The 25,670-nt window shown below is 64.4% G+C and carries 23 protein-coding genes; 17 read left to right on the top strand and 6 right to left on the bottom strand.

Translation table 11 applies throughout. The annotated features are described in order from the left end of the window. Positions 1 to 51 precede the first annotated feature (51 nt). The 3 genes from PFLCHA0_RS05680 to PFLCHA0_RS05690 all read left to right on the top strand — a co-directional run bounded on the left by PFLCHA0_RS05680 (position 52) and on the right by PFLCHA0_RS05690 (position 3,878). The gene (locus tag PFLCHA0_RS05680; RefSeq protein WP_015634293.1) at positions 52 to 594 is read left to right on the top strand and encodes a YaeQ family protein; all 543 of its coding nucleotides are present in this window, start codon (positions 52 to 54) and stop codon (positions 592 to 594) included. Between the two features lie 57 nt (positions 595 to 651). Beyond that, a complete protein-coding gene (gene recJ, locus PFLCHA0_RS05685; protein ID WP_015634294.1) occupies positions 652 to 2,361 on the top strand; it encodes a single-stranded-DNA-specific exonuclease RecJ in 1,710 nt (569 codons plus the stop codon). A 410-nt stretch (positions 2,362 to 2,771) separates the two neighbouring features. Continuing rightward, entirely contained in the window at positions 2,772 to 3,878 is a 1,107-nt protein-coding gene (locus tag PFLCHA0_RS05690) for an NADH:flavin oxidoreductase/NADH oxidase (protein WP_015634295.1), read from the top strand. Between the two features lie 257 nt (positions 3,879 to 4,135). Here the strand turns inward: PFLCHA0_RS05690 and PFLCHA0_RS05695 are convergent, their stop codons facing one another. Then, positions 4,136 to 5,755, bottom strand: a complete 1,620-nt coding sequence (locus PFLCHA0_RS05695) for a glucan biosynthesis protein D (protein WP_015634296.1) — start codon at positions 5,753 to 5,755, stop codon at positions 4,136 to 4,138. Between the two features lie 200 nt (positions 5,756 to 5,955). Here PFLCHA0_RS05695 and PFLCHA0_RS05700 point away from each other — a divergent pair, with 200 nt between their 5' ends. Next, the gene (locus PFLCHA0_RS05700) at positions 5,956 to 6,489 is read left to right on the top strand and encodes a GNAT family N-acetyltransferase (RefSeq protein WP_011059471.1); all 534 of its coding nucleotides are present in this window, start codon (positions 5,956 to 5,958) and stop codon (positions 6,487 to 6,489) included. Here the strand turns inward: PFLCHA0_RS05700 and PFLCHA0_RS05705 are convergent. From PFLCHA0_RS05705 to PFLCHA0_RS05720, 4 genes are all read right to left on the bottom strand, one after another. Next, positions 6,486 to 7,679: a DUF418 domain-containing protein gene (locus tag PFLCHA0_RS05705; protein WP_015634298.1), complete on the bottom strand. Its 1,194-nt coding sequence runs from the start codon at positions 7,677 to 7,679 to the stop codon at positions 6,486 to 6,488. The two genes, PFLCHA0_RS05700 and PFLCHA0_RS05705, sit on opposite strands and share 4 nt — an antisense overlap. A gap of 147 nt (positions 7,680 to 7,826) precedes the next feature. Then, on the bottom strand, positions 7,827 to 8,849 hold the full coding sequence (locus PFLCHA0_RS05710; RefSeq protein WP_228102379.1) for a hypothetical protein: 1,023 nt from the start codon (positions 8,847 to 8,849) through the stop codon (positions 7,827 to 7,829). 50 nt (positions 8,850 to 8,899) lie between these two features. Beyond that, positions 8,900 to 9,343 (bottom strand): hypothetical protein, encoded by a 444-nt coding sequence (locus PFLCHA0_RS05715; RefSeq protein WP_015634300.1) that lies wholly within the window; start codon positions 9,341 to 9,343, stop codon positions 8,900 to 8,902. Continuing rightward, positions 9,333 to 9,743 (bottom strand): hypothetical protein, encoded by a 411-nt coding sequence (locus PFLCHA0_RS05720; protein ID WP_015634301.1) that lies wholly within the window; start codon positions 9,741 to 9,743, stop codon positions 9,333 to 9,335. The genes PFLCHA0_RS05715 and PFLCHA0_RS05720 overlap by 11 nt, the downstream gene beginning before the upstream one ends. A gap of 272 nt (positions 9,744 to 10,015) precedes the next feature. Here PFLCHA0_RS05720 and PFLCHA0_RS05725 point away from each other — a divergent pair, with 272 nt between their 5' ends. The 8 genes from PFLCHA0_RS05725 (at position 10,016) to PFLCHA0_RS05760 (ending at position 19,454) form a co-directional block, all read left to right on the top strand. Further along, positions 10,016 to 10,741, top strand: coding sequence for a tellurite resistance TerB family protein (locus tag PFLCHA0_RS05725; RefSeq protein WP_015634302.1), 726 nt, complete (start codon positions 10,016 to 10,018; stop codon positions 10,739 to 10,741). A gap of 216 nt (positions 10,742 to 10,957) precedes the next feature. Next, positions 10,958 to 12,580 (top strand): methyl-accepting chemotaxis protein, encoded by a 1,623-nt coding sequence (locus PFLCHA0_RS05730; RefSeq protein WP_011059477.1) that lies wholly within the window; start codon positions 10,958 to 10,960, stop codon positions 12,578 to 12,580. Further along, positions 12,580 to 13,116 carry a chemotaxis protein CheW gene (locus tag PFLCHA0_RS05735; protein ID WP_015634303.1) on the top strand — a complete coding sequence of 179 codons (537 nt, stop codon included), beginning with the start codon at positions 12,580 to 12,582 and terminating at the stop codon, positions 13,114 to 13,116. Before PFLCHA0_RS05730 ends, PFLCHA0_RS05735 begins: the two co-directional genes overlap by 1 nt. Beyond that, entirely contained in the window at positions 13,113 to 14,387 is a 1,275-nt protein-coding gene (locus tag PFLCHA0_RS05740; RefSeq protein ID WP_015634304.1) for a CheR family methyltransferase, read from the top strand. The genes PFLCHA0_RS05735 and PFLCHA0_RS05740 overlap by 4 nt, the downstream gene beginning before the upstream one ends. After that, positions 14,384 to 15,070 carry a chemotaxis protein CheW gene (locus PFLCHA0_RS05745; protein ID WP_015634305.1) on the top strand — a complete coding sequence of 229 codons (687 nt, stop codon included), beginning with the start codon at positions 14,384 to 14,386 and terminating at the stop codon, positions 15,068 to 15,070. Before PFLCHA0_RS05740 ends, PFLCHA0_RS05745 begins: the two co-directional genes overlap by 4 nt. Further along, entirely contained in the window at positions 15,067 to 17,397 is a 2,331-nt protein-coding gene (locus tag PFLCHA0_RS05750) for a hybrid sensor histidine kinase/response regulator (RefSeq protein WP_015634306.1), read from the top strand. Before PFLCHA0_RS05745 ends, PFLCHA0_RS05750 begins: the two co-directional genes overlap by 4 nt. Then, positions 17,394 to 18,404 carry a chemotaxis response regulator protein-glutamate methylesterase gene (cheB, locus tag PFLCHA0_RS05755; RefSeq protein ID WP_011059482.1) on the top strand — a complete coding sequence of 337 codons (1,011 nt, stop codon included), beginning with the start codon at positions 17,394 to 17,396 and terminating at the stop codon, positions 18,402 to 18,404. Before PFLCHA0_RS05750 ends, cheB begins: the two co-directional genes overlap by 4 nt. 48 nt (positions 18,405 to 18,452) lie before the next feature. Next, positions 18,453 to 19,454 carry a response regulator gene (locus PFLCHA0_RS05760; protein WP_011059483.1) on the top strand — a complete coding sequence of 334 codons (1,002 nt, stop codon included), beginning with the start codon at positions 18,453 to 18,455 and terminating at the stop codon, positions 19,452 to 19,454. Between the two features lie 5 nt (positions 19,455 to 19,459). On the opposite strand, the gene PFLCHA0_RS05765 is transcribed toward PFLCHA0_RS05760, so the two are convergent. Then, on the bottom strand, positions 19,460 to 19,975 hold the full coding sequence (locus tag PFLCHA0_RS05765; RefSeq protein ID WP_015634307.1) for a hypothetical protein: 516 nt from the start codon (positions 19,973 to 19,975) through the stop codon (positions 19,460 to 19,462). A gap of 188 nt (positions 19,976 to 20,163) precedes the next feature. Here PFLCHA0_RS05765 and prfB point away from each other — a divergent pair. The 5 genes from prfB (at position 20,164) to PFLCHA0_RS05795 (ending at position 25,643) form a co-directional block, all read left to right on the top strand. Beyond that, a protein-coding gene (gene prfB / locus PFLCHA0_RS31625) for a peptide chain release factor 2 (RefSeq protein ID WP_100255254.1) occupies positions 20,164 to 21,259 on the top strand; the annotation gives its coding sequence in 2 pieces (ribosomal slippage) (positions 20,164 to 20,235 and positions 20,237 to 21,259; 1,095 coding nt in all). Positions 21,260 to 21,371: 112 nt separating this feature from the next. Next, positions 21,372 to 22,874: a lysine--tRNA ligase gene (lysS, locus tag PFLCHA0_RS05780; protein WP_011059486.1), complete on the top strand. Its 1,503-nt coding sequence runs from the start codon at positions 21,372 to 21,374 to the stop codon at positions 22,872 to 22,874. A 105-nt stretch (positions 22,875 to 22,979) separates the two neighbouring features. Further along, positions 22,980 to 23,696 (top strand): TetR/AcrR family transcriptional regulator, encoded by a 717-nt coding sequence (locus PFLCHA0_RS05785; RefSeq protein WP_011059487.1) that lies wholly within the window; start codon positions 22,980 to 22,982, stop codon positions 23,694 to 23,696. Between the two features lie 88 nt (positions 23,697 to 23,784). Continuing rightward, entirely contained in the window at positions 23,785 to 24,330 is a 546-nt protein-coding gene (locus tag PFLCHA0_RS05790; RefSeq protein WP_015634309.1) for a hypothetical protein, read from the top strand. A gap of 35 nt (positions 24,331 to 24,365) precedes the next feature. Then, a complete protein-coding gene (locus PFLCHA0_RS05795; RefSeq protein ID WP_011059489.1) occupies positions 24,366 to 25,643 on the top strand; it encodes a flavohemoglobin expression-modulating QEGLA motif protein in 1,278 nt (425 codons plus the stop codon). The last annotated feature ends 27 nt before the right edge of the window (positions 25,644 to 25,670 follow it).

Raw genomic sequence — 25,670 nt, forward strand, 5'->3', positions numbered from 1 at the left:
CGGGTTTCGGGTTAGACTTGCCGCCTTTTCGCACACTCAAGAAGCCCGCACATGGCCCAGCCGTCCACCACCTACAAATTCGAATTGAACCTGACCGACCTCGATCGTGGGGTCTATGAAAGCGTCAAGCAGACCATCGCCCGTCACCCTTCGGAAACCGAAGAGCGCATGACCGTACGGTTGCTGTCCTACGCCTTCTGGTACAACGAGCACCTGTCGTTCGGTCGGGGTCTGTCGGACGTGGATGAACCCGCCCTGTGGGAAAAGAGCCTGGATGACCGCGTCCTGCACTGGATCGAAGTTGGCCAGCCGGACGCCGATCGCCTGACCTGGTGCTCGCGCCGCACCGAACGCACCAGCCTCCTGGCCTACGGCAGCCTGCGGGTCTGGCAGACCCGGGTGCTGGACGCGGTGAAGAACCTGAAGAACCTCAACATTGCCGGCGTGCCCCAGGAAGTCCTCGAGACCCTGGCCAAGGACATGCCGCGCGTCATCAAGTGGGACGTGATGATCAGCGAAGGCACGATCTTCGTCACCGACGATCGCGGCCAGCACGAAGTGCAGCTGGAATGGCTGCTGGGCGAGCGCGGCTGATCGCCCGCTCTGCCCCTGAACGATCCACCGTCCCCCCAGAGAAGTTGCTGTTAGCCCATGCGTATCGAACCCCGTGAGTTGCCCGCCGTCCTGCCCTTTCTTGGCGATCTGCCGCCACTGCTGACCCGCCTTTATGCCGCCCGTGGCGTGCAATCGGTGGAGGAGTTGGACAAGAGTCTGGCGCGGCTGATCCCGTTTCAGCAGCTCAAGGGTATCGACGCCGCGGTGGACCTGCTGGTGACCGCTCTGGACCAGCGCCAGCGTATCCTCATCGTCGGCGACTTCGACGCCGACGGCGCCACCGCCAGCACCGTGGGCCTGCTGGGCCTGCGCCTGCTGGGCGCGGCCCATGTCGATTACCTGGTGCCCAACCGCTTTGAATACGGCTACGGCCTGACCCCGGAAATCGTCGCCGTGGCCCTGCAGCGCGAGCCGCAGTTACTGATCACCGTGGACAACGGCATCTCCAGCGTCGAAGGCGTGGCGGCGGCCAAGGCAGCGGGCTTGCAAGTGCTGGTCACCGACCACCACTTGCCCGGCCATGAACTGCCGGCGGCGGACGCCATCGTCAACCCCAACCAGCCGGGCTGCGAGTTTCCGAGCAAGGCCCTGGCCGGGGTAGGGGTGATCTTCTATGTGCTGATGGCCCTGCGCGCACGCCTGCGCAGCTTGGGTCGCTATGAAACCCGGCCGCAGCCGAACATTGGCGAGCTGCTGGACCTGGTGGCTCTGGGCAGCGTGGCGGACGTGGTGCCCCTGGACGCCAACAACCGCATCCTGGTGCATCAGGGCCTGGAGCGGATTCGCGCCGGTCGCGCGCGGCCGGGGCTCAAGGCGATTCTCGAAGTGGCCAAGCGCGATCATTCGCGCATCACCTCCACCGACCTGGGTTTTATCCTCGGCCCGCGGCTTAACGCTGCAGGACGCCTGGACGACATGAGCCTGGGTATCGAGTGCCTGCTCAGCGACGACGTTTCCGCCGCTCGGGCCATGGCCGCCCAGCTCGACGAACTGAACCAGGACCGTAAATCCATCGAGCAGGGCATGCAGCGCGAAGCGTTGGCCCAGCTCAAGGAACTGCCGGTGGAGTCGATGCCGTTCGGCCTGTGCCTGTTCGACGCCGACTGGCACCAGGGCGTGATCGGGATTCTCGCCTCGCGCCTGAAAGAGCGTTACCACCGCCCGACCATCGCCTTTGCCGATGCCGGCGACGGTATGCTCAAGGGCTCGGCGCGTTCGGTGCCGGGCTTCCATATCCGTGACGCCCTGGACGCCGTGGCCGCGCGCCATCCGCAACTGATCAGCAAGTTCGGCGGCCACGCCATGGCCGCCGGGCTGTCGCTGCCGGAGCAGAACTTCCCGGCCTTTGCCGAGGCCTTCGACGAAGAAGTGCGGCGCCAGCTGCGCGAAGAAGACCTCACCGGGCGCCTGCTGTCGGACGGCACCCTGGCCGTGGAAGAGTTCCACCTGGAACTGGCCCGCGCCCTGCGCCATGCCGGGCCCTGGGGCCAGCATTTCCCCGAGCCGATGTTCCATGGCGTGTTCGAACTGGTGGAGCAGCGCATCGTTGGCGAACGCCACCTGAAAGTGGTGCTGCGCAGCGAATGCGGCTCGCTGAAGCTGGACGGCATTGCCTTCGGCATCGATCGCGAAGTCTGGCCCAACCCCACCATCCGCTGGGTGGAACTGGCCTACAAGCTCGACCTCAACGAGTTCCGTGGCCAGGAAACCGTGCAGTTGATGATTGCCCATATCGAACCGCGCTGACCTGCGAAAGGGCGCCGGGCCTTGCCTTGTGCGTCCTCACCACCTTCCCCCGCCTCTGCTGGCAACCCCTGTAGCCGCTGCCGAGCCTGTGGCGAGGCTGCGAAAAGGCCCGCAGGGCCTTGCCGGCAATCTTGCGCCGACCTCTGAGGGCCTTTGAAGCCCCACGTCTGCTACGCAGCCGATCGCAGCCTGCGGCAGCGGCTACAAGGGGAGCAGCGCCTTTTTTGCCCGGGCACGCATCAGGAACCCTGCCGGCGACAGTGTTGTCGACTAGTCTCTAAGCACTGTCTGATTGGCCTTGTGACCTTTTGTCATTCTTCTACCCGCGGGGGCGGGCGCTTCACTTCGCAGTCACTCGTCGACCGTTCAAACAGAACCCTGGAGCCTGACCATTGACCGAGAGGTGCCCCATGAGTCTGCTGCTTGAACCCTATACCCTGCGTCAACTGACCCTTCTCAACCGCATCGCCGTGTCGCCCATGTGCCAGTACTCGTCGGTGGACGGGTTGGCCAACGACTGGCACCTGGTGCACCTGGGCAGCCGCGCCGTCGGCGGCGCCGGGTTGATCTTCACCGAGGCCACGGCGGTTACCGCCGAAGGCCGGATCACCGCCCAGGACCTGGGGCTGTGGAACGACGCGCAGATCGAACCCTTGCAGCGCATCACCCGTTTCATCACCGCCCAAGGCGCCGTGGCCGGCATCCAACTGGCCCATGCCGGGCGCAAGGCCAGTACTCATCGGCCCTGGCTCGGCAAGTCCGGCAGCGTCAAACCCGAGGATGGCGGCTGGGTGCCGGTGGGGCCCTCGCGGATTGCCTTCGACCCACAGCACACGCCGCCTACCCAACTGGACGAAGGGCAGATCGGCGAGATCATCCAGGCCTTCGTTGCGGCCGCCAAACGTGCGCTGGAGGCCGGTTTCAAGGTGGTGGAAGTGCATGCTGCCCATGGCTACCTGCTGCATCAGTTCCTCTCGCCCTTGAGTAATCAGCGCCAGGACCAATACGGCGGTTCGTTCGAAAACCGCATTCGCCTGGTGTTGCAGGTGACCGAGGCGGTACGCGCGGTGTGGCCCGAGGAGCTGCCGCTGTTCGTGCGGGTGTCGGCCACCGATTGGGTGGAAGACGGCTGGAACCCGGACGAGACCGTGGAGCTGGCGCGGCGCCTCAAGGACCTGGGAGTGGATTTGATCGATGTGTCGTCCGGAGGCACCGCGGCCAATGCCGAGATTCCCACCGGGCCGGGCTACCAGACGCGCTTTGCCGAGCGGGTGCGCAAGGAGTCGGGGATTGCCACCGGGACCGTGGGGATGATCACCGAACCGGCCCAGGCGGAGCATATTTTGCGTACCTGTCAGGCGGACATCATCTTCCTGGCCCGTGAGCTGTTGCGTGATCCTTACTGGCCGCTGCATGCCGATGACGACCTGGGCGGGCGCAAGGCGATCTGGCCGGCGCAGTACCAGCGGGCGACCCACAGGGACCAGCCGATTCATGAGTCGGATTTGCGCGATTAGGCTTTTGCCGATGTAAAAAACGGCCCGTGTGGGCCGTTTTTTTGTGCCTGGCTTCAGGCTGCCTTCGCTGGCAAGCCAGCTCCTACGGAGGCGGTGCGATCTGTAGGAGCCGGCTTGCCGGCGAAGAGGCCCTTGAGGCAGGCGCTGTATGCACCGACGCCTTCGCTGGCAAGCCAGCTCCTACGGAGGCGGTGTGGTCTGTAGGAGCCGGCTTGCCGGCGAAGAGGCCCGTAGGGCGGGCCGGGGCTGGCAGCGGGTCACGGGTATTTGCGTTTGTCCGGCGCCGGCGGGAAGTACTGGTACAGCCAGGTCTCGCTCAGGGTACGGTCGTTGGTGCGGATGAACAGCCGCAGTTCCACCGGTTCGACGCTGTCGTTGGTGGGGAACCAGTCGAAGGTGATGCGATAGCCCTTGATCTCGTCCAGCACCAGCACGTTGAAGTCCTTGACCTCGCCGTTAGACGCGGTGACCACCGGCTCGATGCCGGTGCCCGCTGGCAGGCGATCCAGGCCGCCGCCGGTGAAGTCCACGGCAAAGCGCCGCGCCCAGACTTCCGGGTAATGCTCGCCCGGGGCCCAGCCTTCGACGAAACCACCCATGCCGGAGCGGGTGGCGTGCACTCGCGCCAGGGGCGTGCCCACGGGCGGCAGGGCGCTCCAGTAGAGTTTGTAGCCGTAGTTCAGCGAGTCCCCGGCGGCCACCGGTTTTTTCGGGGTCCAGAAGGCCACGATGTTGTCCAGGGTTTCGCCGGTGGTGGGGATTTCCAGCAGGTCGATGCTGCCTTCGCCCCAGGCAGTGGTGGGCTCGACCCACAGGCTCGGGCGGCGGCTGTACCAGTCCACGGTGTCCTGGTAGCTGGCGAACTCGTGGTCGGTCTGCACCAGGCCGAAGCCTTTCGGGTCCTTGTCGGCGAAAGCGTTGAATTGCAGGTTCGCCGGGTTGTTCAGCGGGCGGCAGATCCACTCGCCGTTGCCGCGCCACATGGCCAGGCGGTCGGAGTCGTGGATCTGCGGGTGGATGGTGTCGCACATGCGCCGTTCATGGGTGCCGCAGCTGAACATGCTGGTCATGGGGGCAATGCCCAGTTGTTCGATGGCGGTGCGGGCATTGATGTGGGCGTCGACGTCCATCACCACGCGTTCGGCCTGGCAGTCGATGTCGAAACGGTAGGCACCGGTGGCGCTCGGCGAGTCCAGCAGGGCGTAGACCACGAAGCGGGTGCTGTCCTTGTCCGGGGTCTCGAACCAGAACTGGGTGAAGTCGGGGAATTCCTCGCGGCGCTTGGCGTAGGTGTCGATGGCCAGGCCACGGGCCGAGAGGCCGTACTGGCCGGTGGCGTCCACTGCGCGGAAGTAGCTGGCACCAAGGAAGGACACCACGTCGTGCTTGTCCAGTTCCGGGGCCTTGAACAGCTTGAACCCGGCAAAGCCCAGGTCGCCCTTGAGCTGGGCGGTGTCGACGCTGGTGTTCTGGTAGTTGAACAGTGGCGGGCGGAAGTGCACCTCCCGCGCCTGGCGGGTCTTGGGGTCGACACTGTGCATGCGCACCGGCTGCTTGAAGCCCATGCCGACGTGGAAGAACTGCACGTCCAACTGCCCGTTCAACTCGTTCCACAGCGAGTGCTTGCTGTCGTACTGGATGGCGTTGAAGTTCTGCGGGGTCATCTTCGCCAGGGTGGGCGGCAACACCTGCTTGGTGTCCACGTACTGGCTGGCGGCAAGTTGCTTGGCCTGGGCCTTGAGCTGGTCGAAATCGAACGCCTGGGCCTGGCCATCAGCGGCGCCGGCCCAGGCGCGGGCGGCCAGCAGGCCGCTGGCCGAGAGGCCGGTATAGGCCGCCAGGGCCATGGAGGCTTTGAGGAGATTCCTGCGGTGCATGGTTGAACCTTGATCAGAGAAAGATCCCAAGCCGTTCCTGGCTGCGTGGGGGGATCGCGAGGGGTGGTTCGGTCATGCCATCGGCCAAACGCAACGGACTATAAACAGACGCCGGATAGAATAAACGGTTCGCCAGGGGCAGAAAAATGATTAGCTTGTGTCCATTGGTAACCGCCCGATCCCCTTCAGGAGCTGCTCCCATGCTGCACCCGCGCTTGCTCGGCGAAGACGATATCCCCTTGCTCAAATGGATCGACCGCGCCGAGGTCATCGATGAGTTCTACCGCCTGTGCAATGGGCAATTGAGCTGCTACGCCCAGCATGAAGTGGTGCAGGGCTGGCCGGAGGGCGAGGCCGAGCATGATGCGCTGATCTTGCAGCAGTGTTACCGGCGTGGCGGTTGGCTGTACGGGGTGTTCGACGGCCCGGCGTTGGTGGCCGCGGTGGTGGTGGATTGCCTGCCGATCGCCTGTGCCGGGCTGGATCTGCGGCAATTGAAGTTCCTCCATGTGAGCCAGGCCTATCGCGGCCTTGGCCTGGGCCGGCAGTTGTTTGCGCTGGCCCGGGAGCAGGCCCTGGTCCTGGGGGGGCAGGGCTTGTATGTGTCGGCCACGCCGTCGCGGCATACGGTGGATTTCTACATGCGCCTGGGCTGCGAACTGCTGGCCACGCCCGACCCGCAACTGCTGCGCATCGAGCCCGAGGACATCCACCTGTACCTGCGCCTGGCCTAGGCCGCCAGGCGCTTGCGCCAGCTTGGCCAGGCCGCGATGGTCACGGCCCGCAGCAGCCACTCGCAGGGGCCGTACTGGTGGCTGCGCAACCACAGGGTGCTGAGCTGCATCTGCAGCAGGTAGATGGCAACCACCAGCAGCACAATCCACAGCGGCGGCAAGTGGTTGACCAGCCCCAGCCCGTAGCCGGTGAACAGCAGCCCCAGAATCAGCGATTGCAGCAGGTAGTTGCTCAGGGACATGCGCCCCAGTGGCGCCAGCCGTCGGCACAGGCGTTGGCCCGGGGCCGAGCCGAAGGCCTTGAGCAGCAGCATGGCGTAGCTGGCCGAGAGCAGTGGTGCGGTCAGTTGGCTGATGCCGTAGCCAAGCACTTCCAGGCCGCCGCCGGGCGCATAGGCCGCCCAGTAGCCGTAGAGCAGGGCGCCACCCAGGCCCAGCGGCAGGCTGATCCTCAGCAGCCGTGCCAAGTGCGGTTCGAAGGCGTAGGGCGCCACCAGCAGCTTGTTGCGCCCCGCCACATAGCCCAGCAGGAACATTGCCAGGGTGCAGGGGCCCTGCAGCAGCCACAGCGCGGAGGCGGTTTCCAGCAGGTGCGAGGCGTTGTAGGCCAGGGTTTGCAGGGCGCTGCCGCTCAGGGCCAGGTCCTTGAGTACCGGCCCGCCATCGGCGGCGCCGGTGTAGAGGCCGGCCTCCAGCAGGGTGATGCCGAACAGCAGGAACAGCGCCGCCGTGCCGCTGATCAACAGTGCGGCCAGGGCCGCCGCCCAGCGGACCGACAAGCCGCGCAGCATCAGCAGGACCAGCCCCAGCACGGCGTACAGCGAGAGAATTTCGCCATAGAACAGCAGGGCGCCGTGGATCAGGCCGATCACCAGCAAGGCCAGTTGCCGGCGCAACATGCGCGGCACGAAGCGCTCCCCCGAGCGTTCGGCGGAGGTCATCTGCAAGGTGAAGCTATAGCCGAACAGGAACGAGAACAGCAGGTAGAACTTGGTCTCGAAGAACACCGACACCAGCCAGCGAACCAGGTGGTCAAGGCTACTGGCGTAGCCCGGGTTGCTCACCGACGAGGCGTAGTACGGATCGGCGAAGGACCAGATATTCACCGCCAGGATGCCCAGCAGGGCGAAACCGCGCAGGGCGTCCACCTGCTCCAGGCGCGCTGCTTGCGTCGCTCCGGAGGCCGTCATCTGCGGGGTACCGGCAACAGCGGTGATGAAAGCGGGGTACAGCGCATGGAACGGACCTCCGGGGTTGATCGAGCCAGAGGCTCAATTAACCCGATCAGGCCGGGGCGCAGCTATGGGGATTTTGTTAAAAAGCGTCAAGATGCGGGCTCAGCTTCCCGCCTGGGCGGGCGCTGAAGGTTCCAGGCACTGGGCGCCGCTGGCCGGCATCTCATTCTTTTTGCTCCACCAGGTCAGCGGCCAGAGGCTATGCAGGTCACCGCGCTTGAGTGCTTCCTGGTGACAGGCCAGGGCCCTGGGTCTGTCGGTGACGCCCCACTGGCCATCGGCATAGCCACTGCCCAGGTAGTAGAAGGCGCTGCCTGAATCCAGTTCCCTGGCGGTGCGCAGCACCAGCTCTTCGGACTTGCGCGGCTGCTGGCATTGGGTGATCGAGCCATCGCCGACTGGGTCGCAGTAGTACATGGACAGCATCAGCGCCGCCTCGGCATCGGTCTTGGCGTAGGGCAGCAGCAGTTCTTCCGGCTCCCCCGGCTTGAGCGCCGGGGCCATGCCCGAGTAGCCGAGGCTGACCGCCTGCACCGCGGCCTTGGGTGAGCCGTGGCGGGCGGCATCGAGCAGGATGCGTTGCCCGAGCTCGAAGAAGTACGCGGTCAGCGGGTACTGCTCGCGTCCACCGTAGCCCAGGAACAGGTCAGCCTTGCGCATCTGTCGCTGCAGGGCGCTTTCGCCTGCGGGGGCGTTGTGTGTGAGCAATTCGTCCATGGACCATTGCTCGACGCGCACCAGTTGCCAGCAGGCACCCTGTTCAAAGACGAAGGCTTGCACCACATCGCCCAGGGGATCGTTGACCACCAGGGTATTGCCCTCCCAGAAGCTCTGCAGGCCAGCTTCGGCCTGGGCCTTGGGGGCGAGCCGGGTCAGCAGGTGGTGGGTGTCGCCCGTGAGCTTGTAGCGCGCGGTGACTTCCCGGCCGCGCTCGTCAGTGATCGGCCGTTGCTCGACCAGTGGCACGGCAGTGAATGCCTGCTGCAGTTCCGGGCTGCTGGCAAAGGCCTGGGCAAAGACCTTCAGGTCGCTGGACGGGCAGGCAGGTGCGGCGGCGGCCTGGGCGGCGGCACCGAGCATCAGGCTCAGGGCGATCAGGTGCAAACAGCGACGGGGGGTGGGCATCGGCAGGGTTATCCGGGGGCGATACAGAACAGGCATGTGGGCAAGCAGGCTCATTGGCTTTGCGGGTCGCAATACAGCACCGAGCTGCCGGGAGTATGGCGGTCTTCGGTGAGCAGCGGGCGTTCCCGGCCATCACCGAAGAAGGCGGTTCCCAGACGCTGGCGCACGCTGTCGACACTGTCCTTGAGATACAGGGCGTGGACCGAGAACGGCCCGCGATAGGGAATCATCACCGCGCTGACTGCCAGGCCGTGGTACTGGTCGTCGACGCAATAGCGGGCGGCTTCGTCCAGCTCGCAGGGCTGCAGTTGGCGTTCGCTGAAGTACGCGCCCCGGGGCTGGTGGTCGCTGGCGTCCAGATAGACGTTTTCCATGGAGCAGTCGGCAAGCCCGGCGAACTGCTGCTCCAGGCTCATGGCCAGGCAGGGGCGGCCAATGATCAGCAGTACAAGCGCCAGCCAGAAGCGCGCAATTGGGGTGTTTCTACTGGGCATGCAACTGCTCCCCGGGCAGGCACAGCCGGCACAGACCCTGCGCCAGCCAGATCGCCAGCAATGGCGGCACGGTCATCAGGAAGCAGTAGACGTAGCCGCGTATCGGATGGTCGGGAAACATTGCCCAGGCGGTGAACAGCGCCAGGGTGCCAATCAGGACCAGCTTGACCTTGAGCTGGGGCACCAGGACCAGCAGGAAGCTGACGACGATCAGCAGTTGCAGCAGCAGTTCCACCATCATCCCCAGACCGAAGCCCTTGGCGAGAGCGCCGAAGTGGCTGCGGTACACCGGTATGCCCCAGACATGGGCGTAGTAGAACAGCAGCGGTGGCAGGCAATGGGGCACCAGGCCGGTGAGGATTCGCGTCACCTGATAACGGCTGGCAGCGTCCAGGCTCATGGGCGGCACTCGCAGGCGGTGGTGGGGTTGTCACGGGGCATGGGCGCATCCTTGCTGCCGGAAGGTATGGGGTGAGCCCGGGCAGTGGCGCCGGTGCTTTTCAGGAGGCGGATAGTGCCGTAACTCGGGGCGCCAATCCAGTGGGGCGACGCCGGTGTTCCAGGCCGGGCAAAGCAACATTCAGAAGCACTATCGCCGCATCGACCCGGGCACTTCTCTCTAGGCTTACAGCCTTATGTGTCGACATGACACCTATTTTCCGGAGGCAGCAGATGAACACCCGTGGATTGCTCGATCAATTACTCAGGTCCGGCCAGGAAATGCTGCAGAACAAGGCAGGCGCAGCGCCGGCGGAGCACGGCAAGGGCTCGCAGGGCGGCCTCGGCGGCTTGCTCGGTGGCCAGTCCGGCGGCCTCGGTGGGCTGCTTTCCGGCGCCGGTGGCGGTGCCTTGGCAGCCGGGGCCATGGGCCTGCTGCTGGGCAACAAGAAGGCCCGCAAGTACGGCGGCAAGGCCTTGACCTACGGCGGTCTCGCGGCCCTCGGCGTGCTGGCCTACAAAGCCTACGGCAACTGGCAGGCGCAGCAGGGCGCCGCGCCGCGCAACGAACCCCAGACCCTGGACCGCCTGCCGGCGCAGCAGGTGGAATTGCACAGCCAGGCGATCCTCAAGGCGCTGGTGGCGGCGGCCAAGGCCGACGGCCATGTGGACGAGCGCGAGCGGGCGCTGATCGAGGGCGAGTTCCGCAAGCTGGACAACGACCCGCAATTGCAGCAGTGGCTGCACAGTGAACTGAACAAGCCCCTGGACCCGGCGGATGTCGCCCGGGCCGCGAGCACGCCGGAAATGGCCGCGGAAATGTACCTGGCCAGCGTGATGCTGGTGGATGAAGAGCACTTCATGGAAAAAGCCTACCTGGACGAGCTGGCGCGCCAGTTGCAACTGGCGCCGGGGCTCAAGGCCGAACTGGAGAACCAGGTGCGCCAGAACAATCTCTGAAGCGGCGCTGGGAGTGCCGTTCGCCACGGATGGCGGTTCTGCCGGATGGATTTGCCGAATTGCCTTGGTTGGGGTGATAAAACCGCCGCTGAGCCGCCATCCAGAGCGGGTGCACAAATTTATCGAAAGTGCCAACCGTGGTGCTAAACCACCCATAAAACCTGCATCGTCCTCGGCTATACTCCCCACATTTTTGAATGGCCTCGAGGACTGACTGTGAAGAACTGGACGTTGCGCCAACGCATTTTGGCGAGCTTTGCGGTGATTATCGCCATCATGCTGTTGATGGTCGTCGTCTCGTACTCGCGGCTGTTGAAGATCGAATCCGGTGAAGAGCGCATGCGCAATGACGCGGTGCCCGGGGTCTATTTCAGTTCGATGATCCGCAGCGCCTGGGTCGACACCTACCTGCAGACCCAGGAAATCATCGGCCTCAAGCAGAATCAGGACATCAGCGCCGAGGACAAGGCGGACTTCAAGGCCTTCGAAGAACGCCTGCAGACCCAGATGACCAATTACAAGCAGACCATCAACAGCCGCGAGGACCAGAGCGAGTTCGATGCCTTCGAGAAGGATCTTCAAGAGTTCAACCGCATCCAGGCCGCCGTGCTCGATCTGCACCAGCGTCGCCAGGAGGCCGAGGCAATCCGCCTGTTCAATGAGCAACTGACCCCGGCCTGGACCGCCGGGCGGATGAAACTCAACGACATCATCAGCGAAAACAAGGCCGTGGCCGACTCCGCCACCGCCGCCATCGACGATGCAGTGGCCGCGGCCAAGGTCAGCATGGGCGTGTCGTTGCTGCTGGCGGTGCTGGCTGCCGGGCTCTGCGGCCTGCTGCTGATGCGCGCAATCATGGCGCCGATGAACCGCATCGTGAGCATTCTGGAAATCATGCGCACCGGTGACCTGAGCGGCCGCCTGAACCTGGACCGCAAGGACGAGTTCGGCGCCGTGGAAACCGGCTTCAACGACATGATGACCGAGCTCACCGCCCTGGTGTCCCAGGCCCAGCGCTCCTCGGTGCAGGTCACCACCTCGGTGACCGAGATCGCCGCCACCTCCAAGCAGCAACAGGCCACCGCCACCGAGACGGCCGCCACCACCACGGAAATCGGCGCCACCTCGCGGGAGATCGCCGCGACCTCCCGGGACCTGGTGCGCACCATGACCGAAGTGTCCAGCGCCGCCGACCAGGCCTCGGTGCTTGCCGGCTCCGGCCAGCAGGGCCTGGCGCGCATGGAAGACACCATGCACTCGGTGATGGGCGCGGCAGACCTGGTGAACGCCAAGCTGGCGATCCTCAACGAGAAGGCCGGCAACATCAACCAGGTGGTGGTGACCATCGTCAAGGTCGCCGACCAGACCAACCTGCTGTCGCTCAACGCCGCCATCGAGGCCGAGAAGGCCGGCGAGTACGGCCGCGGTTTTGCCGTGGTCGCCACTGAAGTGCGGCGCCTGGCGGATCAGACCGCAGTGGCCACCTATGACATCGAGCAGATGGTCCGTGAGATCCAGTCGGCGGTGTCGGCGGGGGTCATGGGCATGGACAAGTTTTCCGAGGAGGTGCGCCGCGGCATGGCCGAGGTGCAGCAGGTGGGTGAACAGCTGTCGCAGATCATCCATCAGGTCCAGGCCTTGGCTCCGCGGGTGTTGATGGTCAATGAGGGCATGCAGGCCCAGGCCACGGGTGCCGAGCAGATCAACCATGCCCTGGTGCAACTGGGGGATGCCAGCAGCCAGACCGTCGAGTCCCTGCGCCAGGCCAGCTTTGCCATCGACGAGCTGAGCCAGGTGGCGGTGGGGCTGCGCAGCGGCGTTTCGCGTTTCAAAGTCTGATGGATGAGCTCGCGCACAAGCGCAACGGCGCAACTGGTGCCAAGAATGCTCTGTTCCTGGTGTTCCGCATCGGCCAGGAGCGCTATGCGCTGCAGGCCGTGGATGTGGTGGAGGTGTTGCCGCGCCTGCAGCTCAAGCCCATTGCCCAGGCGCCGTCCTGGGTGGCCGGGGTGTTTGCCTATCGCGGCGTGGTGGTGCCAGTCATCGACCTGTGCGAGCTGACCTTCGGCCGCCCGGCGCAGTTGCGCACCAGTACCCGGCTGGTGCTGGTGCACTACCGTGGCGATGCCGGGCAGCCGGCGCGGATTCTCGGGCTGTTGCTGGAGCAGGCCAACGACACCCTGCGCTGCGACCCGGCGCAGTTCCAGCCCTATGGCCTGGACAACCGCCAGGCGCCATACCTGGGGCCGGTGCGCGAAGACGCCCAGGGCCTGCTGCAATGGGTGCGGGTCGACGACCTGCTGCCTCTCAAGGTGCGTGAGCTGCTGTTTCCCGCCGTGCCCCTGGATCCGGCATCGCTTGAGGAGCCTCGATGAGCGAGGAGCAACGATTTTTCGATTTCCTCAAGGAACGTATCGGCCTGGATGTCGCCTCCGTGGGGCCGGCGATCATCGAGCGCGCGGTACGCCAGCGCTGCAATGCCCTGTATGCCCGCAGCAGCGATGAGTACTGGCAGAAACTGCAAGGTTCGCGGGATGAGCAGCAGGCCCTGATCGAAGCGGTGATCGTTCCGGAAACCTGGTTTTTCCGCTATCCGGAATCCTTCGCTACCCTGGTCAAGCTGGCCAAGGCGCGGCTGGCGCAGATCAAGGGCATGCGGGCCCTGCGCCTGTTGAGCCTGCCGTGCTCCACCGGCGAGGAGCCCTATTCCATCGCCATGGCCCTGCTCGATGGCGGCCTGGCGCCGCATCAGTTCAAGGTCGACGGCCTGGACGTCAGCCCGTTGTCGGTGGAGCGGGCCAAGGCTGCGCTGTACGGCAAGAATTCCTTTCGTGGCCAGCCCATCGAGTTTCGCGAGCGGCACTTCAACCCTGAAGAAGGCGAGCGTTATCGCCTGAGCGAGCGGGTTCGTGAGCAGGTGCGGTTGCAGGTGGGCAATGTCCTGGATCCGGGCTTGCTGGCCAGTGAACCGGCCTTCGATTTCGTGTTCTGCCGCAACCTGCTGATCTATTTTGACCAGCCGACCCAGCGCCAGGTGTTCGAGGTGCTCAAGCGCCTGACCCATGAAGAGGGCGTGCTGTTCATCGGCCCCGCCGAAGGCAGCCTCCTGGGCCGCCTGGGCATGCGCTCCATCGGCATCCCGCAGTCCTTCGCCTTCAGCCGCCACCATGAGCCCGAGCCGGCCCCGGTGGTGCTGCCGCAACCCTTGCCGCTGCCGGTTCCCGTGCGCAGCCTGGTGCCCCCGGCGCCGCGCCCACGGCCGTTCGCCAGGCGCCCGGTAGCGGCGCCGTTGAGCGACGGCGCGCTGATGGAAAGCGATGCCGCCAGCCTGCTGGCCACCATTGCCGCCCTGGCCAACGAGGGCAAGAGCGCCGAGGCCCGTGCCGCCTGCGAGCGTTATTTGCAGCAGCACGAGCCGGTGGCCCAGGTGTTCTACTGGCTGGGCCTGCTCAGCGATGTGGCCGGCAACGCCATGGAAGCCCAGGGTTACTACCGCAAGGCCCTGTACCTGGCGCCCCAGCACCCCGAAGCCCTGGCGCACCTGGGCGCGCTGCTGGCTTCCCAGGGTGATGTGGCCGGGGCCCAACGATTGCAGGAGCGCGCGGCCCGCAGCGTTCGCTCTGCCGACAGTGAGTTGAAACGATGAGCCATCCCTATTCATTGGACGTCACCCGTGAAGATGCGCAGGCCATCGATGATTGCTGGAACCGCATCGGTATCCATGGCGACAAGTCCTGCCCGTTGCTGGCCGAGCACATTCATTGCCGCAACTGCTCGGTGTATTCGGCCGCCGCCACCCGCCTGCTGGACCGCTATTCGTTGCGCCAGGAGGACCGCGAGCATTCGGTGGTGCTGGAGGCCGACAGCGATGTGGTCACTCGCTCGCTGCTGATGTTCCGCCTCGGCGAAGAGTGGCTGGGCCTGCCGACCCGCTGCCTGCTGGAAGTGGCACCGCAGCAGGCGATTCATTCCTTGCCGCACCAGCGCTCGCGCGCCCTGCTGGGGGTGGCCAATGTCCGCGGGGCGCTGGTGGCCTGCCTGTCGCTGACCGAGCTTCTGGGGCTGGATCCTTCCCCGGCCGCGCCGGCAGGAGGACGGGTGATGCCGCGCATGCTGATCATCGGCGCCGCCGGAGGCCCGGTGGTGGTGCCGGTGGACGAAGTGCACGGCATCCACGCCATCGACGAGCGCATCCTCAACGGCGCCTCGGCCTCCGGCGAGCAGGCCAATGCCAAGTACACCCGTGGCGTGTTGCAATGGCAGGGGCGCAGCCTGCGCCTGCTGGACGAAGAGCAATTGCTCGCGGCCGTGACCCGGAGCCTGACATGACCCCCGATCAGATGCGCGACGCCTCGCTGCTGGAGCTGTTCAGCCTGGAAGCCGAAGCCCAGACCCAGGTGCTCAGCACCGGGCTGCTGGCCCTGGAGCGCAACCCGACCCAGGCCGACCAGTTGGAAGCCTGCATGCGCGCAGCCCATTCCCTCAAGGGCGCGGCGCGGATTGTCGGGGTCGATGCCGGGGTCAGCGTTGCCCACGTGATGGAAGACTGCCTGGTGAGCGCCCAGGAAGGGCGGCTGTACCTGCAGCCCGAGCATATCGACGCCCTGCTGCAGGGCACCGACCTGCTGATGCGCATCGCCACCCCGGGCGGTGCGGAGCTGGTCGCCGCGGACATCCCGTTGTACGTGGCCCTGATGGAGCGCCTGTTGACCCCAGGGGCCGCGATGCCGGCGGCGCAAGTGCCGGAACCGCCAGTGCCGGAGCTGCCAATCGCACAACCGCAAGCCCCGGTGCAAGCCCATGGAGCGTTCCTGGGCGAGCCCGAGGCCGAGGCCGAGCCCGTGCTGCTGGCTGCCAGCGAACCCGCTCATGAGCCCGCTCGCCCGGGCAAGCGCATGACCGAAGGCGGCGAGCGGGTGCTGCGGGTCACGGCCGAACGTCTCAACAGCCTGCTGGACCTGTCGAGCAAATCCCTGGTGGAAACCCAGCGGCTCAAGCCCTACCTGGCCACCTTGCAGCGCCTGCGACGGATCCAGAGCAACAGCCTGACCGCCCTGGAAAACCTCAACCTGCACCTCAAGGAACATGCCTTGAGCCTGGAGGCTCAGGAGGCCCTGGCGGATGCGCGGCGCCTGCTGGCCGAATCCCAGCAGTTGCTGGCGGAGAAAACCGCCGAGCTCGACGAATTCGGCTGGCAGGCCAGCCAGCGCGCCCAGGTGCTCTACGACACCGCGCTGGCCTGCCGCATGCGGCCCTTTGCCGACGTACTCACCGGCCAGGTGCGCATGGTTCGCGACCTGGGTCGCAGCCTGGGCAAGCAGGTACGCCTGGAGATCGAGGGGGAGAAGACCCAGGTCGACCGCGATGTGCTGGAGAAACTCGAAGCGCCGCTGACCCATTTGCTGCGCAACGCCGTCGATCACGGCATCGAACTGCCGGAGCAGCGCCTGCTGGCGGGCAAGCCGGCGGAAGGGGTGATTCGCCTGCGGGCATCCCACCAGGCCGGTCTGCTGGTGCTGGAACTCAGTGACGACGGCAATGGGGTCGATCTGGAGCGTTTGCGCCAGAGCATTGTCGAGCGCCAGTTGTCGCCGGCGCAGACCGCGGCCCAGCTCAGTGAGGAAGAGTTGCTGACCTTCCTGTTCCTGCCGGGCTTCAGCCTGCGGGACAAGGTCACCGAGGTATCCGGTCGCGGCGTCGGCCTGGATGCGGTGCAGCACATGGTGCGTCAGCTGCGCGGGGCGGTGGTGCTGGAACAGGACACTGGCCAGGGCAGCCGTTTCCATCTGGAGGTGCCGCTGACCCTGTCGGTGGTACGCAGCCTGGTGGTGGAGGTCGGCGACGAGGCCTACGCCTTCCCGCTGGCCCATATCGAACGCATGTGCGACCTGGAGCCCGAGGCCATCGTCCAGGTGGAAGGGCGCCAGCATTTCTGGCACGAAGGCCGGCATGTCGGCCTGGTCGCCGCCAGCCAGTTGCTGCAGCGGCCGGCAACCCAGGAAAGCGCGCCAACTCTGAAAGTGGTGGTGATCCGCGAGCGCGATGCGGTGTACGGGATCGCCGTGGAGCGTTTCATCGGCGAGCGCACCCTGGTAGTGCTGCCGCTGGACGACCGCCTGGGCAAGATTCAGGACATCTCCGCCGGAGCCCTGCTCGATGACGGCCGGGTGGCGCTGATCGTGGATGTCGAGGACATGCTGCGCTCGGTGGACAAACTGCTCAATACCGGGCGTCTGGAGCGCATTGCGCGCAACCATCAGCAGCACGCACAGGCCGCGCGCAAGCGTATTCTGGTGGTGGACGATTCGCTGACGGTGCGTGAATTGCAACGCAAGCTGCTGATCAACCGCGGTTACGACGTGGCGGTGGCAGTGGATGGCATGGATGGCTGGAATGCCTTGCGTTCGGAAAGCTTCGACCTGTTGATCACCGACATCGACATGCCGCGAATGGATGGAATTGAATTGGTCACACTCTTGCGTCGTGACAATCGCCTGCAGTCCCTGCCGGTGATGGTGGTGTCCTACAAGGACCGTGAGGAAGACCGGCGCCGTGGACTGGATGCCGGTGCCGACTATTATCTAGCCAAAGCCAGTTTCCATGACGACGCCCTGCTGGATGCAGTGGTGGAACTGATTGGAGGAGCGCGGGCATGAAGATAGCGATAGTCAATGACATGCCCATGGCCGTGGAGGCCCTGCGCCGTGCCCTGGCCTTCGACCCCAGCCACGAGGTGGTGTGGGTCGCCACCAATGGTGCGGAAGCGGTGAAGTACTGTGCCGAACTGACCCCGGACCTGATTCTCATGGACCTGATCATGCCGGTGATGGATGGCGTCGAGGCCACGCGGCGGATCATGGCCGAGTCGCCGTGCGCCATCGTGATCGTCACCGTCGATCGCCAGCAGAATGTGCACCGGGTGTTCGAAGCCATGGGCCACGGCGCGCTGGATGTGGTGGACACCCCGGCCCTGGGCGCGGGCAATGCCCAGGAAGCGGCGGCGCCACTGTTGCGCAAGATCCTCAATATCGGCTGGCTGATCGGCCAGCGCGGCAGCCGGGTGCGTTCCGCGCCCCAGCCACTGCGCAGCGGTGCGCCACGCCAGAGCCTGGTGGCCATTGGCTCCTCCGCGGGTGGGCCGGCGGCTCTGGAAGTGTTGCTCAAGGGCTTGCCAAAGGACTTTGCCGCCGCCATCGTGCTGGTCCAGCACGTTGATCAGGTGTTTGCCGCAGGCATGGCCGAATGGCTCAGCAGTGCCTCCGGCCTGGAGGTGCGCCTGGCCCGGGAAGGCGAGCCGCCGCAAAGCGGCAAGGTCCTGCTGGCGGGCACCAACCATCATATCCGTCTATTGAAGAACGGCACCCTGGCCTATACCGCCGAGCCGGTGAACGAGATCTACCGGCCCTCCATCGATGTGTTTTTCGAGAGCGTTGCCAGTTTCTGGAATGGCGATGCGGTGGGGGTGCTGCTGACCGGCATGGGCCGTGACGGCGCCCAGGGCTTGAAGCTGATGCGTGATCAGGGTTATCTGACCATCGCCCAGGACCAGAACAGCAGTGCGGTGTATGGCATGCCCAAGGCGGCCGCTGCCATCGGCGCCGCCTCAGAGATTCGCCCGCTGGACAAGATCGCTCCACGTTTGCTGGAGATATTTGCCAAATGACTGATAAACGCAGCTGTCCTGGCCAGGTAGCAATTCAGGTGACAACCCATGAATGACTTACAGCTCGACGAATTCAAGACCGACGAAAATGCCGCCATGGTGTTGCTGGTGGACGACCAGGCCATGATCGGCGAAGCGGTGCGGCGTGGGTTGGCGAACGAGGAAAACATCGATTTCCACTTCTGCGCCGATCCGCACCAGGCCATTGCCCAGGCGATCCGCATCAAGCCCACGGTGATTCTCCAGGACCTGGTGATGCCGGGCCTGGACGGCCTGACCCTGGTGCGCGAGTACCGCAACCACCCGGCGACCCAGAACATCCCGATCATCGTTCTCTCCACCAAGGAAGACCCGCTGATCAAGAGCGCGGCCTTTGCCGCCGGGGCCAACGACTACCTGGTCAAGCTGCCGGACAACATCGAGCTGGTGGCGCGCATTCGCTATCACTCCCGTTCCTACATGACCCTGTTGCAGCGTGACGCGGCCTACCGCGCCCTGCGGGTCAGCCAGCAGCAACTGCTGGACACCAACCTGGTGCTGCAACGGCTGATGAACTCCGACGGCCTGACCGGGCTGTCCAACCGCCGGCATTTCGATGAGTACCTGGAGCTGGAGTGGCGGCGGGCGATGCGTGAACAGAGCCAGCTGTCGCTGTTGATGATCGACGTCGACTACTTCAAGACCTACAACGACACCTTCGGCCACCTGGAGGGCGACGAAGCGCTGCGCAAGGTGGCCACGGCGATTCGCGAGGCCAGCAGCCGGCCTTCCGACCTGCCGGCCCGCTACGGCGGCGAAGAGTTCGTGCTGGTGCTGCCCAATACCTCGCCGGGCGGGGCGCGACTGGTGGCCGAGAAGCTGCGCCAGACCGTGGAAGCCTTGAAAATCCCCCATATCGCGCCGGTGGAGGGCGCGAGCCTGACCATCAGCATCGGTCTTTCCACCGTAACGCCGCAGCCCAACAGCCATTGCCGGCAGTTGATTTCGGCGGCGGACAAGGGGCTGTACCTGGCCAAGAACAACGGCCGCAACCAGGTCGGGATCGAGTAACCGCCTCAGCTTCCAGGCTGCTCGTCGGTCGCCGGGTCCCGAGGGACGGTGACCAGGGTGTCGCCGAACAGGTAGTAGCTGTGGCTCGCGGTTTGCGAGCAGGTGAGAAGGGCGGCTTCGACCCTGTATCGGGTGTGCAGGTCGAGCCTTTTCTCGTTGAAGAGGTTGTTCAGCCGGCAGCAGGCGGCGATGGGGTAGTCACCGAAGCTGTAGCTGAAGTGGCCATTTCTGTGGCTGGAGACCCAGGTGGCACTAAATTGGCCTTGCAGCCACTGGGTCCGGGCTGCCACCTCGCTTTGCTGGCCTTTCAGACGATGCAAGACCCACCACCACAGGAAGATCGCCCACGGCACCAGCAGGGCGCAGGCCAGTTGTGGGGAGATCAACAGCCAGACCCCTTGCAGCAGGATCAGCACGAACAGGCTCAGGAACAGGCATATGAATGCCTGTGCTCCCCTGAGATTGCGACGCTCGCGGGCCTTGATGTAGCGGATTTGCGAGTCGCTGAGGGTTCTCTCCATGGCGGGCTGTTTCCTGGTTCTGCTGGCAATCGAGTGCGAGAAGTGGCATTCACGCTCGGATTGTATAGGTCCTGGCGCTTAAATTAGCGGGTCTAATTGCGCTTAAAGCCGCTAAGCGGGCTGCCGTGAATCAGTGATTCCGTTATAATCTCCGGCTTTCAAAAGTTCGCCAACGAGTGCCGCCCCCCATGGAAATCAACCCGATCCTGAACACCATCAAGGACCTGTCCGAGCGCTCCGAAACTATTCGGGGGTATCTTTGACTACGATCAAAAGCATGAGCGTCTGACCGAGGTCAATCGCGAGCTTGAAGATCCGAGTGTCTGGAACAAACCCGAATACGCCCAGGAACTGGGCCGCGAGCGCGCAGCGCTGGCACAGATCGTCGAGACCCTGGACGAACTGAACGGCGGCCTGGCCGATTGCCGCGATCTGCTGGACATGGCGGTCGAGGAAGAGGACGAAGGCGCGGTGGGCGATGTCGTCGCCGAGCTGGCCCGTCTCGAGGAAAACCTCGCCAAGCTCGAATTCCGCCGCATGTTCAGCCACGAAATGGACCCGAACAACGCCTACCTGGACATCCAGGCCGGCTCCGGCGGCACCGAGGCCCAGGACTGGGCCAACATCCTGCTGCGCATGTACCTGCGCTGGGCCGACAAACGCGGTTTCGACGCGACCATCATGGAACTGTCGGCCGGTGAAGTCGCCGGTATCAAAGGTGCGACCGTGCACATCAAGGGCGAATACGCCTTTGGCTGGCTGCGCACCGAGATCGGCGTGCACCGTCTGGTGCGCAAGAGCCCGTTCGACTCCGGCAACCGTCGCCACACCTCGTTTTCCGCCGTTTTCGTCTCGCCCGAGATCGACGACAAGGTGGAAATCGAAATCAACCCGGCAGACCTGCGGATCGACACCTATCGTTCCTCCGGTGCCGGTGGTCAGCACGTAAACACCACCGACTCGGCCGTACGTATCACCCACGTACCGACCAACACCGTGGTCAGCTGCCAGAACGAACGTTCCCAGCACGCCAACAAGGACACCGCCATGAAAATGCTGCGGGCCAAGTTGTACGAGCAGGAAATGCAGAAGCGCAACGCCGCGTCGCAAGCGCTGGAAGACACCAAGTCGGACATCGGCTGGGGTCACCAGATCCGCTCCTACGTGCTCGATGCGTCGCGGATCAAGGATCTGCGCACCAACATCGAACGCAGCGACTGCGACAAGGTACTCGACGGCGACATCGACGAATACCTGGAAGCCAGCCTGAAATCGGGCTTGTAATACTGCAATACGGGATCGGCTGACACGGTGCGATCCCGTAGGAGCCGGCTTGCCGGCGATCTCCAGGCCGAAGGCCTGGGGGCAATGAACCTGTGATGGAATTTCAAAAGACATGAGCGACCAACAACTCGACCCGCAAGCCCTGCAACAGGAAGAAAACTCCCTGATCGCCCTGCGCAAGGAAAAGCTTGCTGCCGAGCGCGCCAAGGGCAATGCCTTCCCGAACGACTTCCGCCGCGAAAACTACTGCGAAGATCTGCAGAAGAAATACGCGGACAAGACCAAGGAAGAGCTCGCAGAGGCTGCAATCCCGGTCAAGGTTGCCGGTCGCATCATGCTCAACCGTGGCTCGTTCATGGTGATCCAGGACATGACCGGTCGCATTCAGGTCTACGTCAACCGTAAAACCCTGTCCGAAGAAACCCTGGCCTCCGTCAAGACCTGGGACATGGGCGACATCATCGCTGCCGAAGGCACTCTGGCCCGTTCCGGCAAGGGTGACCTGTACGTTGAAATGACCAATGTGCGCCTGCTGACCAAGTCGCTGCGCCCGCTGCCGGACAAGCACCACGGCCTGACCGACACCGAGCAGCGCTACCGTCAGCGCTACGTCGACCTGATCGTCAACGAAGAAGTACGCCAGACTTTCCGCGTGCGTTCGCAAGTGATCGCCCACATCCGCAGCTTCCTGATGAAGCGCGACTTCCTCGAAGTCGAAACGCCGATGCTGCAGACCATCCCTGGCGGCGCTGCGGCCAAGCCGTTTGAAACCCACCACAACGCGCTGGACATGGAAATGTTCCTGCGTATCGCCCCTGAACTGTATCTGAAGCGCCTGGTGGTTGGCGGTTTCGAGAAAGTGTTCGAGATCAACCGCAACTTCCGTAACGAAGGTGTTTCGACCCGTCACAACCCTGAATTCACCATGTTGGAGTTCTACCAGGCTTACGCCGACTATGAAGACAACATGGACCTGACCGAAGAACTGTTCCGCGAACTGGCGCAGTTGGTCCTGGGCAGCACCGACGTGCCGTACGGCGACAAGGTGTTCCACTTCGGCGAGCCGTTCGCGCGCCTGTCGGTGTTCGACTCGATCCTCAAGTACAACCCCGAACTGACCGCTGATGACCTGAACGACATCGACAAGGCTCGCGCCATCGCCAAGAAGGCCGGTGCCAAGGTGCTGGGCTTCGAAGGCCTGGGCAAGTTGCAGGTGATGATTTTCGAGGAACTGGTGGAGCACAAGCTGGAGCAGCCGCACTTCATTACCCAGTACCCGTTCGAAGTGTCGCCGCTGGCCCGTCGCAACGACGATAACCCCAACGTCACCGACCGTTTCGAGCTGTTCATTGGTGGTCGCGAAATCGCCAACGCCTACTCCGAGTTGAACGACGCGGAAGACCAGGCAGAGCGCTTCATGGCCCAGGTGGCGGACAAGGACGCCGGTGATGACGAAGCCATGCACTACGACGCCGACTTCGTCCGTGCCCTGGAATACGGCATGCCGCCCACCGCCGGCGAGGGCATCGGTATCGACCGCCTGGTGATGTTGCTGACCAACTCGCCGTCGATTCGCGATGTGATCCTGTTCCCGCACATGCGGCCGCAAGCTTAAGTGCTCTGAATAATCAGCCGCCTTTATCAGGCGGCTTTTTATTGTCTGGTTGGAACTGACGTACCGCTTCTAATTCTGTGTGATTTTTAAGAGGGAATACCTGTCGTGAACCGCGCAATTGCTCAAGAAGGTGCAGCTGGCATCGCCACTGCGGTGGCTGAAAGTGTTCAGTACCAGGGCCGCAAGGCCAGCCGCCAAGGCAGTGAGCAGCGTAGACAGGACATTCTCGATGCCGCCATGCGCATTGTCGTGCGTGACGGCGTGCGGGCCGTGCGCCATCGCGCGGTGGCCGCCGAAGCCGGTGTGCCCTTGTCGGCCACCACCTATTACTTCAAGGATATCGATGACCTGCTCACCGATACCTTCGCCCAGTACGTGGAGCGCAGCGCGGCGTTCATGGCCAAGCTGTGGGCCAGCAACGAGGGGCTGCTGCGGGAAATGGTCGCCTATGGCGACGGCAGCGCCGCCTCGCGCTCGCAACTGGCCGACGATATCGCGCGTATGACCGCCGATTACGTACGGCGCCAGTTGAGTACCCGTCGTGAACACTTGATGGCCGAACAGGCCTTCCGCCAGGAAGCCTTGCTCAACCCGCGCCTGGCGCAGCTGGTGCGCTCGCACCAGCAGATCCTGCTGCACGGCACTTGCCAGTTTTTCCAGGTCCTGGGTTCGCGGGAGCCGCAGCAGGATGCCAAGGTATTGACGTCGATAATCGGCCGGATGGAATATCAGGGCCTGCTCAACGGCGCCGAGCCGCTGGTGGAAGAAGAGATGCTCGGCATCCTCACGCGCTACATGCATCTGGTTCTGGCTTCGGTCTGAGCCGCCCGGCCTGGCTTGCCGGCTGCGGCCTGGCGGTCGCGGCCCGCGCCAGCGGCTACAGTGATTCTGGTGTTCATGGGAGAGTTGCATGCAAGCCTGGCGCGTCCTGATTGCCCTGTCGTTCCTGCTGCTCAGCGGTTGCCTGGTGGCCTTCAAGGAGCCGCTGCCGGCTGCGCAGGCGGCGCCTGCCCAATTGCTGGGCAAGTGGGCCAGCAAGAATGCCTGGGGCGAGCCGCTGAACATCCAGCTCAGCCAGATCGGCGCCAACCGCTACCGTGCCTCGAGTTACCCAGGCGGCACGGCGCGCCCGCGAGACACCTATGATTTCACCGTGTCCCGGCATGGCAACCGCTGGTACCTGTCGGCGGCGGTGCCCCAGGCCTTTGGCGGGCACTACAGCATTGCCGGCTTCGAGTTGACGGCAAGGCACGAACTGGTGCTTTACACCCTGGACCTGGAACAGATTCGCCAGGCCCTGGGTCAAAAGGCCTTGAACGGTGAGCCCATGGCCACGGCCGAAGGCGATGGCGTGCTGATCAGCAGCCCCTTGCCCGAGGTCTTCGCCTACCTTGACGACCCCGCCAATTCCGACTTGTTCGTCGAGGCGGCGCGCTTCAAGCGCGTGGGCAAGTGACCCCGCGCTACAGACCCATTCAATAGGAGCTTTTGGTGGACGATTACCAGCAGACGATACGCACCTTGTCCGATCGCATAGTGCTGGCCCAGACACCGATCCGCGTGCTGGATGCGGTGAAGTGGGACGAGAACGTCCGCAAAGGCTTTCTCAAGGCCAAGGGCAAGGAAATGCCGGCGGTGGACCGCGCCTATTACGAGGGGCGGCCACTGTCTTTCGATTCTGGCGCGGTGAAGCTGGAATTCCAGAACATCGAGCGCGACATCACCCGCCAACTGGGCCAGTTCAACCCGGTGGGGCAGATCATGCGCCGCATGTGCAAGGAATACCGCATGGTGGTGCGCATGCTCGAAGCACGGGGTACCGGCGACTTCGGCCTGATCTCGCAGGAGCTGTACGGCGCCGCATCCGATGCCTTCCATGCCGGCGACCCGACCCTGGCGGACCTGGGGCTGATGATGTCCGATTACCTGAACAACATCGACGGTCGGGGCGATCTCAAGGACGAACCCAAGACCCTGAGTGCCAAGGATGCCGTGAGCCTGCTGCAGAGCCGCCTGAACAAGGTGTTCGGCGAGGCGGAGGAAACCATCCGGGTGTTCGAGTCCGACGGTATCGTTGCCGACGCCGCGGCGGGCGCCGACTACATCAAGATCCGCAGCGATGCGATGTTCAACAACCGTGACGTGCGAGCCCTGGAAGTCCATGAGGGGCTGGTGCACGTGGGCACCACCCTGAACGGCCTCAACCAGCCGATCTGCACCTTCCTGGCCAAGGGCCCGCCCTCGTCCACAGTGACCCAGGAGGGGCTGGCGATCCTGATGGAGATCATCACCTTTGCCTCTTACCCCAGCCGCTTGCGCAAGCTGACCAACCGCACCCGGGCCATCCATATGGTGGAGGAGGGCGCGGACTTCCTGCAGGTGTTCGAGTTCTTCCGCGAGCAGGGCTTCGAGATGGCCGAGAGCTACGGCAATGCCAGCCGGGTGTTCCGCGGGTCGGTGCCCACGGGGCTGCCGTTTACCAAAGACTTGTCCTACCTCAAGGGCTTCATCATGGTTTACAACTACATTCAGCTGGCTGTGCGCAAGGGCAAGCTGGAGCAGGTGCCGCTGCTGTTCTGCGGCAAGACCACCCTCGAGGACATGCGCACCCTGCGCCAGCTGGTGGACGAAGGGCTGGTGGTGGCACCCAAGTACCTGCCCGAACAGTTTCGCGACATGAACGCGCTGTCGGCCTGGATGTGTTTCTCCAACTTCCTCAACCATCTGAGCCTGGACCGGATCGAGGCGGACTACTCCAACATTCTTTGACTTCTGCCGGGGGGCGCACATGGACGT

The organism is Pseudomonas protegens CHA0 (assembly GCF_000397205.1).
GTDB lineage: Bacteria > Pseudomonadota > Gammaproteobacteria > Pseudomonadales > Pseudomonadaceae > Aquipseudomonas > Aquipseudomonas protegens.

Excerpts from the sequence above, each read along its gene's own strand:
- PFLCHA0_RS05680 (WP_015634293.1), top strand. The coding sequence starts at position 52 with ATGGCCCAGCCGTCCACCACCTACAAATTCGAATTGAACCTGACCGAC.
- recJ (WP_015634294.1), top strand. The coding sequence starts at position 652 with ATGCGTATCGAACCCCGTGAGTTGCCCGCCGTCCTGCCCTTTCTTGGC.
- PFLCHA0_RS05690 (WP_015634295.1), top strand. The coding sequence starts at position 2,772 with ATGAGTCTGCTGCTTGAACCCTATACCCTGCGTCAACTGACCCTTCTC.
- PFLCHA0_RS05695 (WP_015634296.1), bottom strand. The coding sequence starts at position 5,755 with ATGCACCGCAGGAATCTCCTCAAAGCCTCCATGGCCCTGGCGGCCTAT.
- PFLCHA0_RS05700 (WP_011059471.1), top strand. The coding sequence starts at position 5,956 with ATGCTGCACCCGCGCTTGCTCGGCGAAGACGATATCCCCTTGCTCAAA.
- PFLCHA0_RS05705 (WP_015634298.1), bottom strand. The coding sequence starts at position 7,679 with ATGACGGCCTCCGGAGCGACGCAAGCAGCGCGCCTGGAGCAGGTGGAC.
- PFLCHA0_RS05710 (WP_228102379.1), bottom strand. The coding sequence starts at position 8,849 with ATGCCCACCCCCCGTCGCTGTTTGCACCTGATCGCCCTGAGCCTGATG.
- PFLCHA0_RS05715 (WP_015634300.1), bottom strand. The coding sequence starts at position 9,343 with ATGCCCAGTAGAAACACCCCAATTGCGCGCTTCTGGCTGGCGCTTGTA.
- PFLCHA0_RS05720 (WP_015634301.1), bottom strand. The coding sequence starts at position 9,743 with ATGAGCCTGGACGCTGCCAGCCGTTATCAGGTGACGCGAATCCTCACC.
- PFLCHA0_RS05725 (WP_015634302.1), top strand. The coding sequence starts at position 10,016 with ATGAACACCCGTGGATTGCTCGATCAATTACTCAGGTCCGGCCAGGAA.
- PFLCHA0_RS05735 (WP_015634303.1), top strand. The coding sequence starts at position 12,580 with ATGGATGAGCTCGCGCACAAGCGCAACGGCGCAACTGGTGCCAAGAAT.
- PFLCHA0_RS05740 (WP_015634304.1), top strand. The coding sequence starts at position 13,113 with ATGAGCGAGGAGCAACGATTTTTCGATTTCCTCAAGGAACGTATCGGC.
- PFLCHA0_RS05745 (WP_015634305.1), top strand. The coding sequence starts at position 14,384 with ATGAGCCATCCCTATTCATTGGACGTCACCCGTGAAGATGCGCAGGCC.
- PFLCHA0_RS05750 (WP_015634306.1), top strand. The coding sequence starts at position 15,067 with ATGACCCCCGATCAGATGCGCGACGCCTCGCTGCTGGAGCTGTTCAGC.
- cheB (WP_011059482.1), top strand. The coding sequence starts at position 17,394 with ATGAAGATAGCGATAGTCAATGACATGCCCATGGCCGTGGAGGCCCTG.
- PFLCHA0_RS05760 (WP_011059483.1), top strand. The coding sequence starts at position 18,453 with ATGAATGACTTACAGCTCGACGAATTCAAGACCGACGAAAATGCCGCC.
- PFLCHA0_RS05765 (WP_015634307.1), bottom strand. The coding sequence starts at position 19,975 with ATGGAGAGAACCCTCAGCGACTCGCAAATCCGCTACATCAAGGCCCGC.
- lysS (WP_011059486.1), top strand. The coding sequence starts at position 21,372 with ATGAGCGACCAACAACTCGACCCGCAAGCCCTGCAACAGGAAGAAAAC.
- PFLCHA0_RS05790 (WP_015634309.1), top strand. The coding sequence starts at position 23,785 with ATGCAAGCCTGGCGCGTCCTGATTGCCCTGTCGTTCCTGCTGCTCAGC.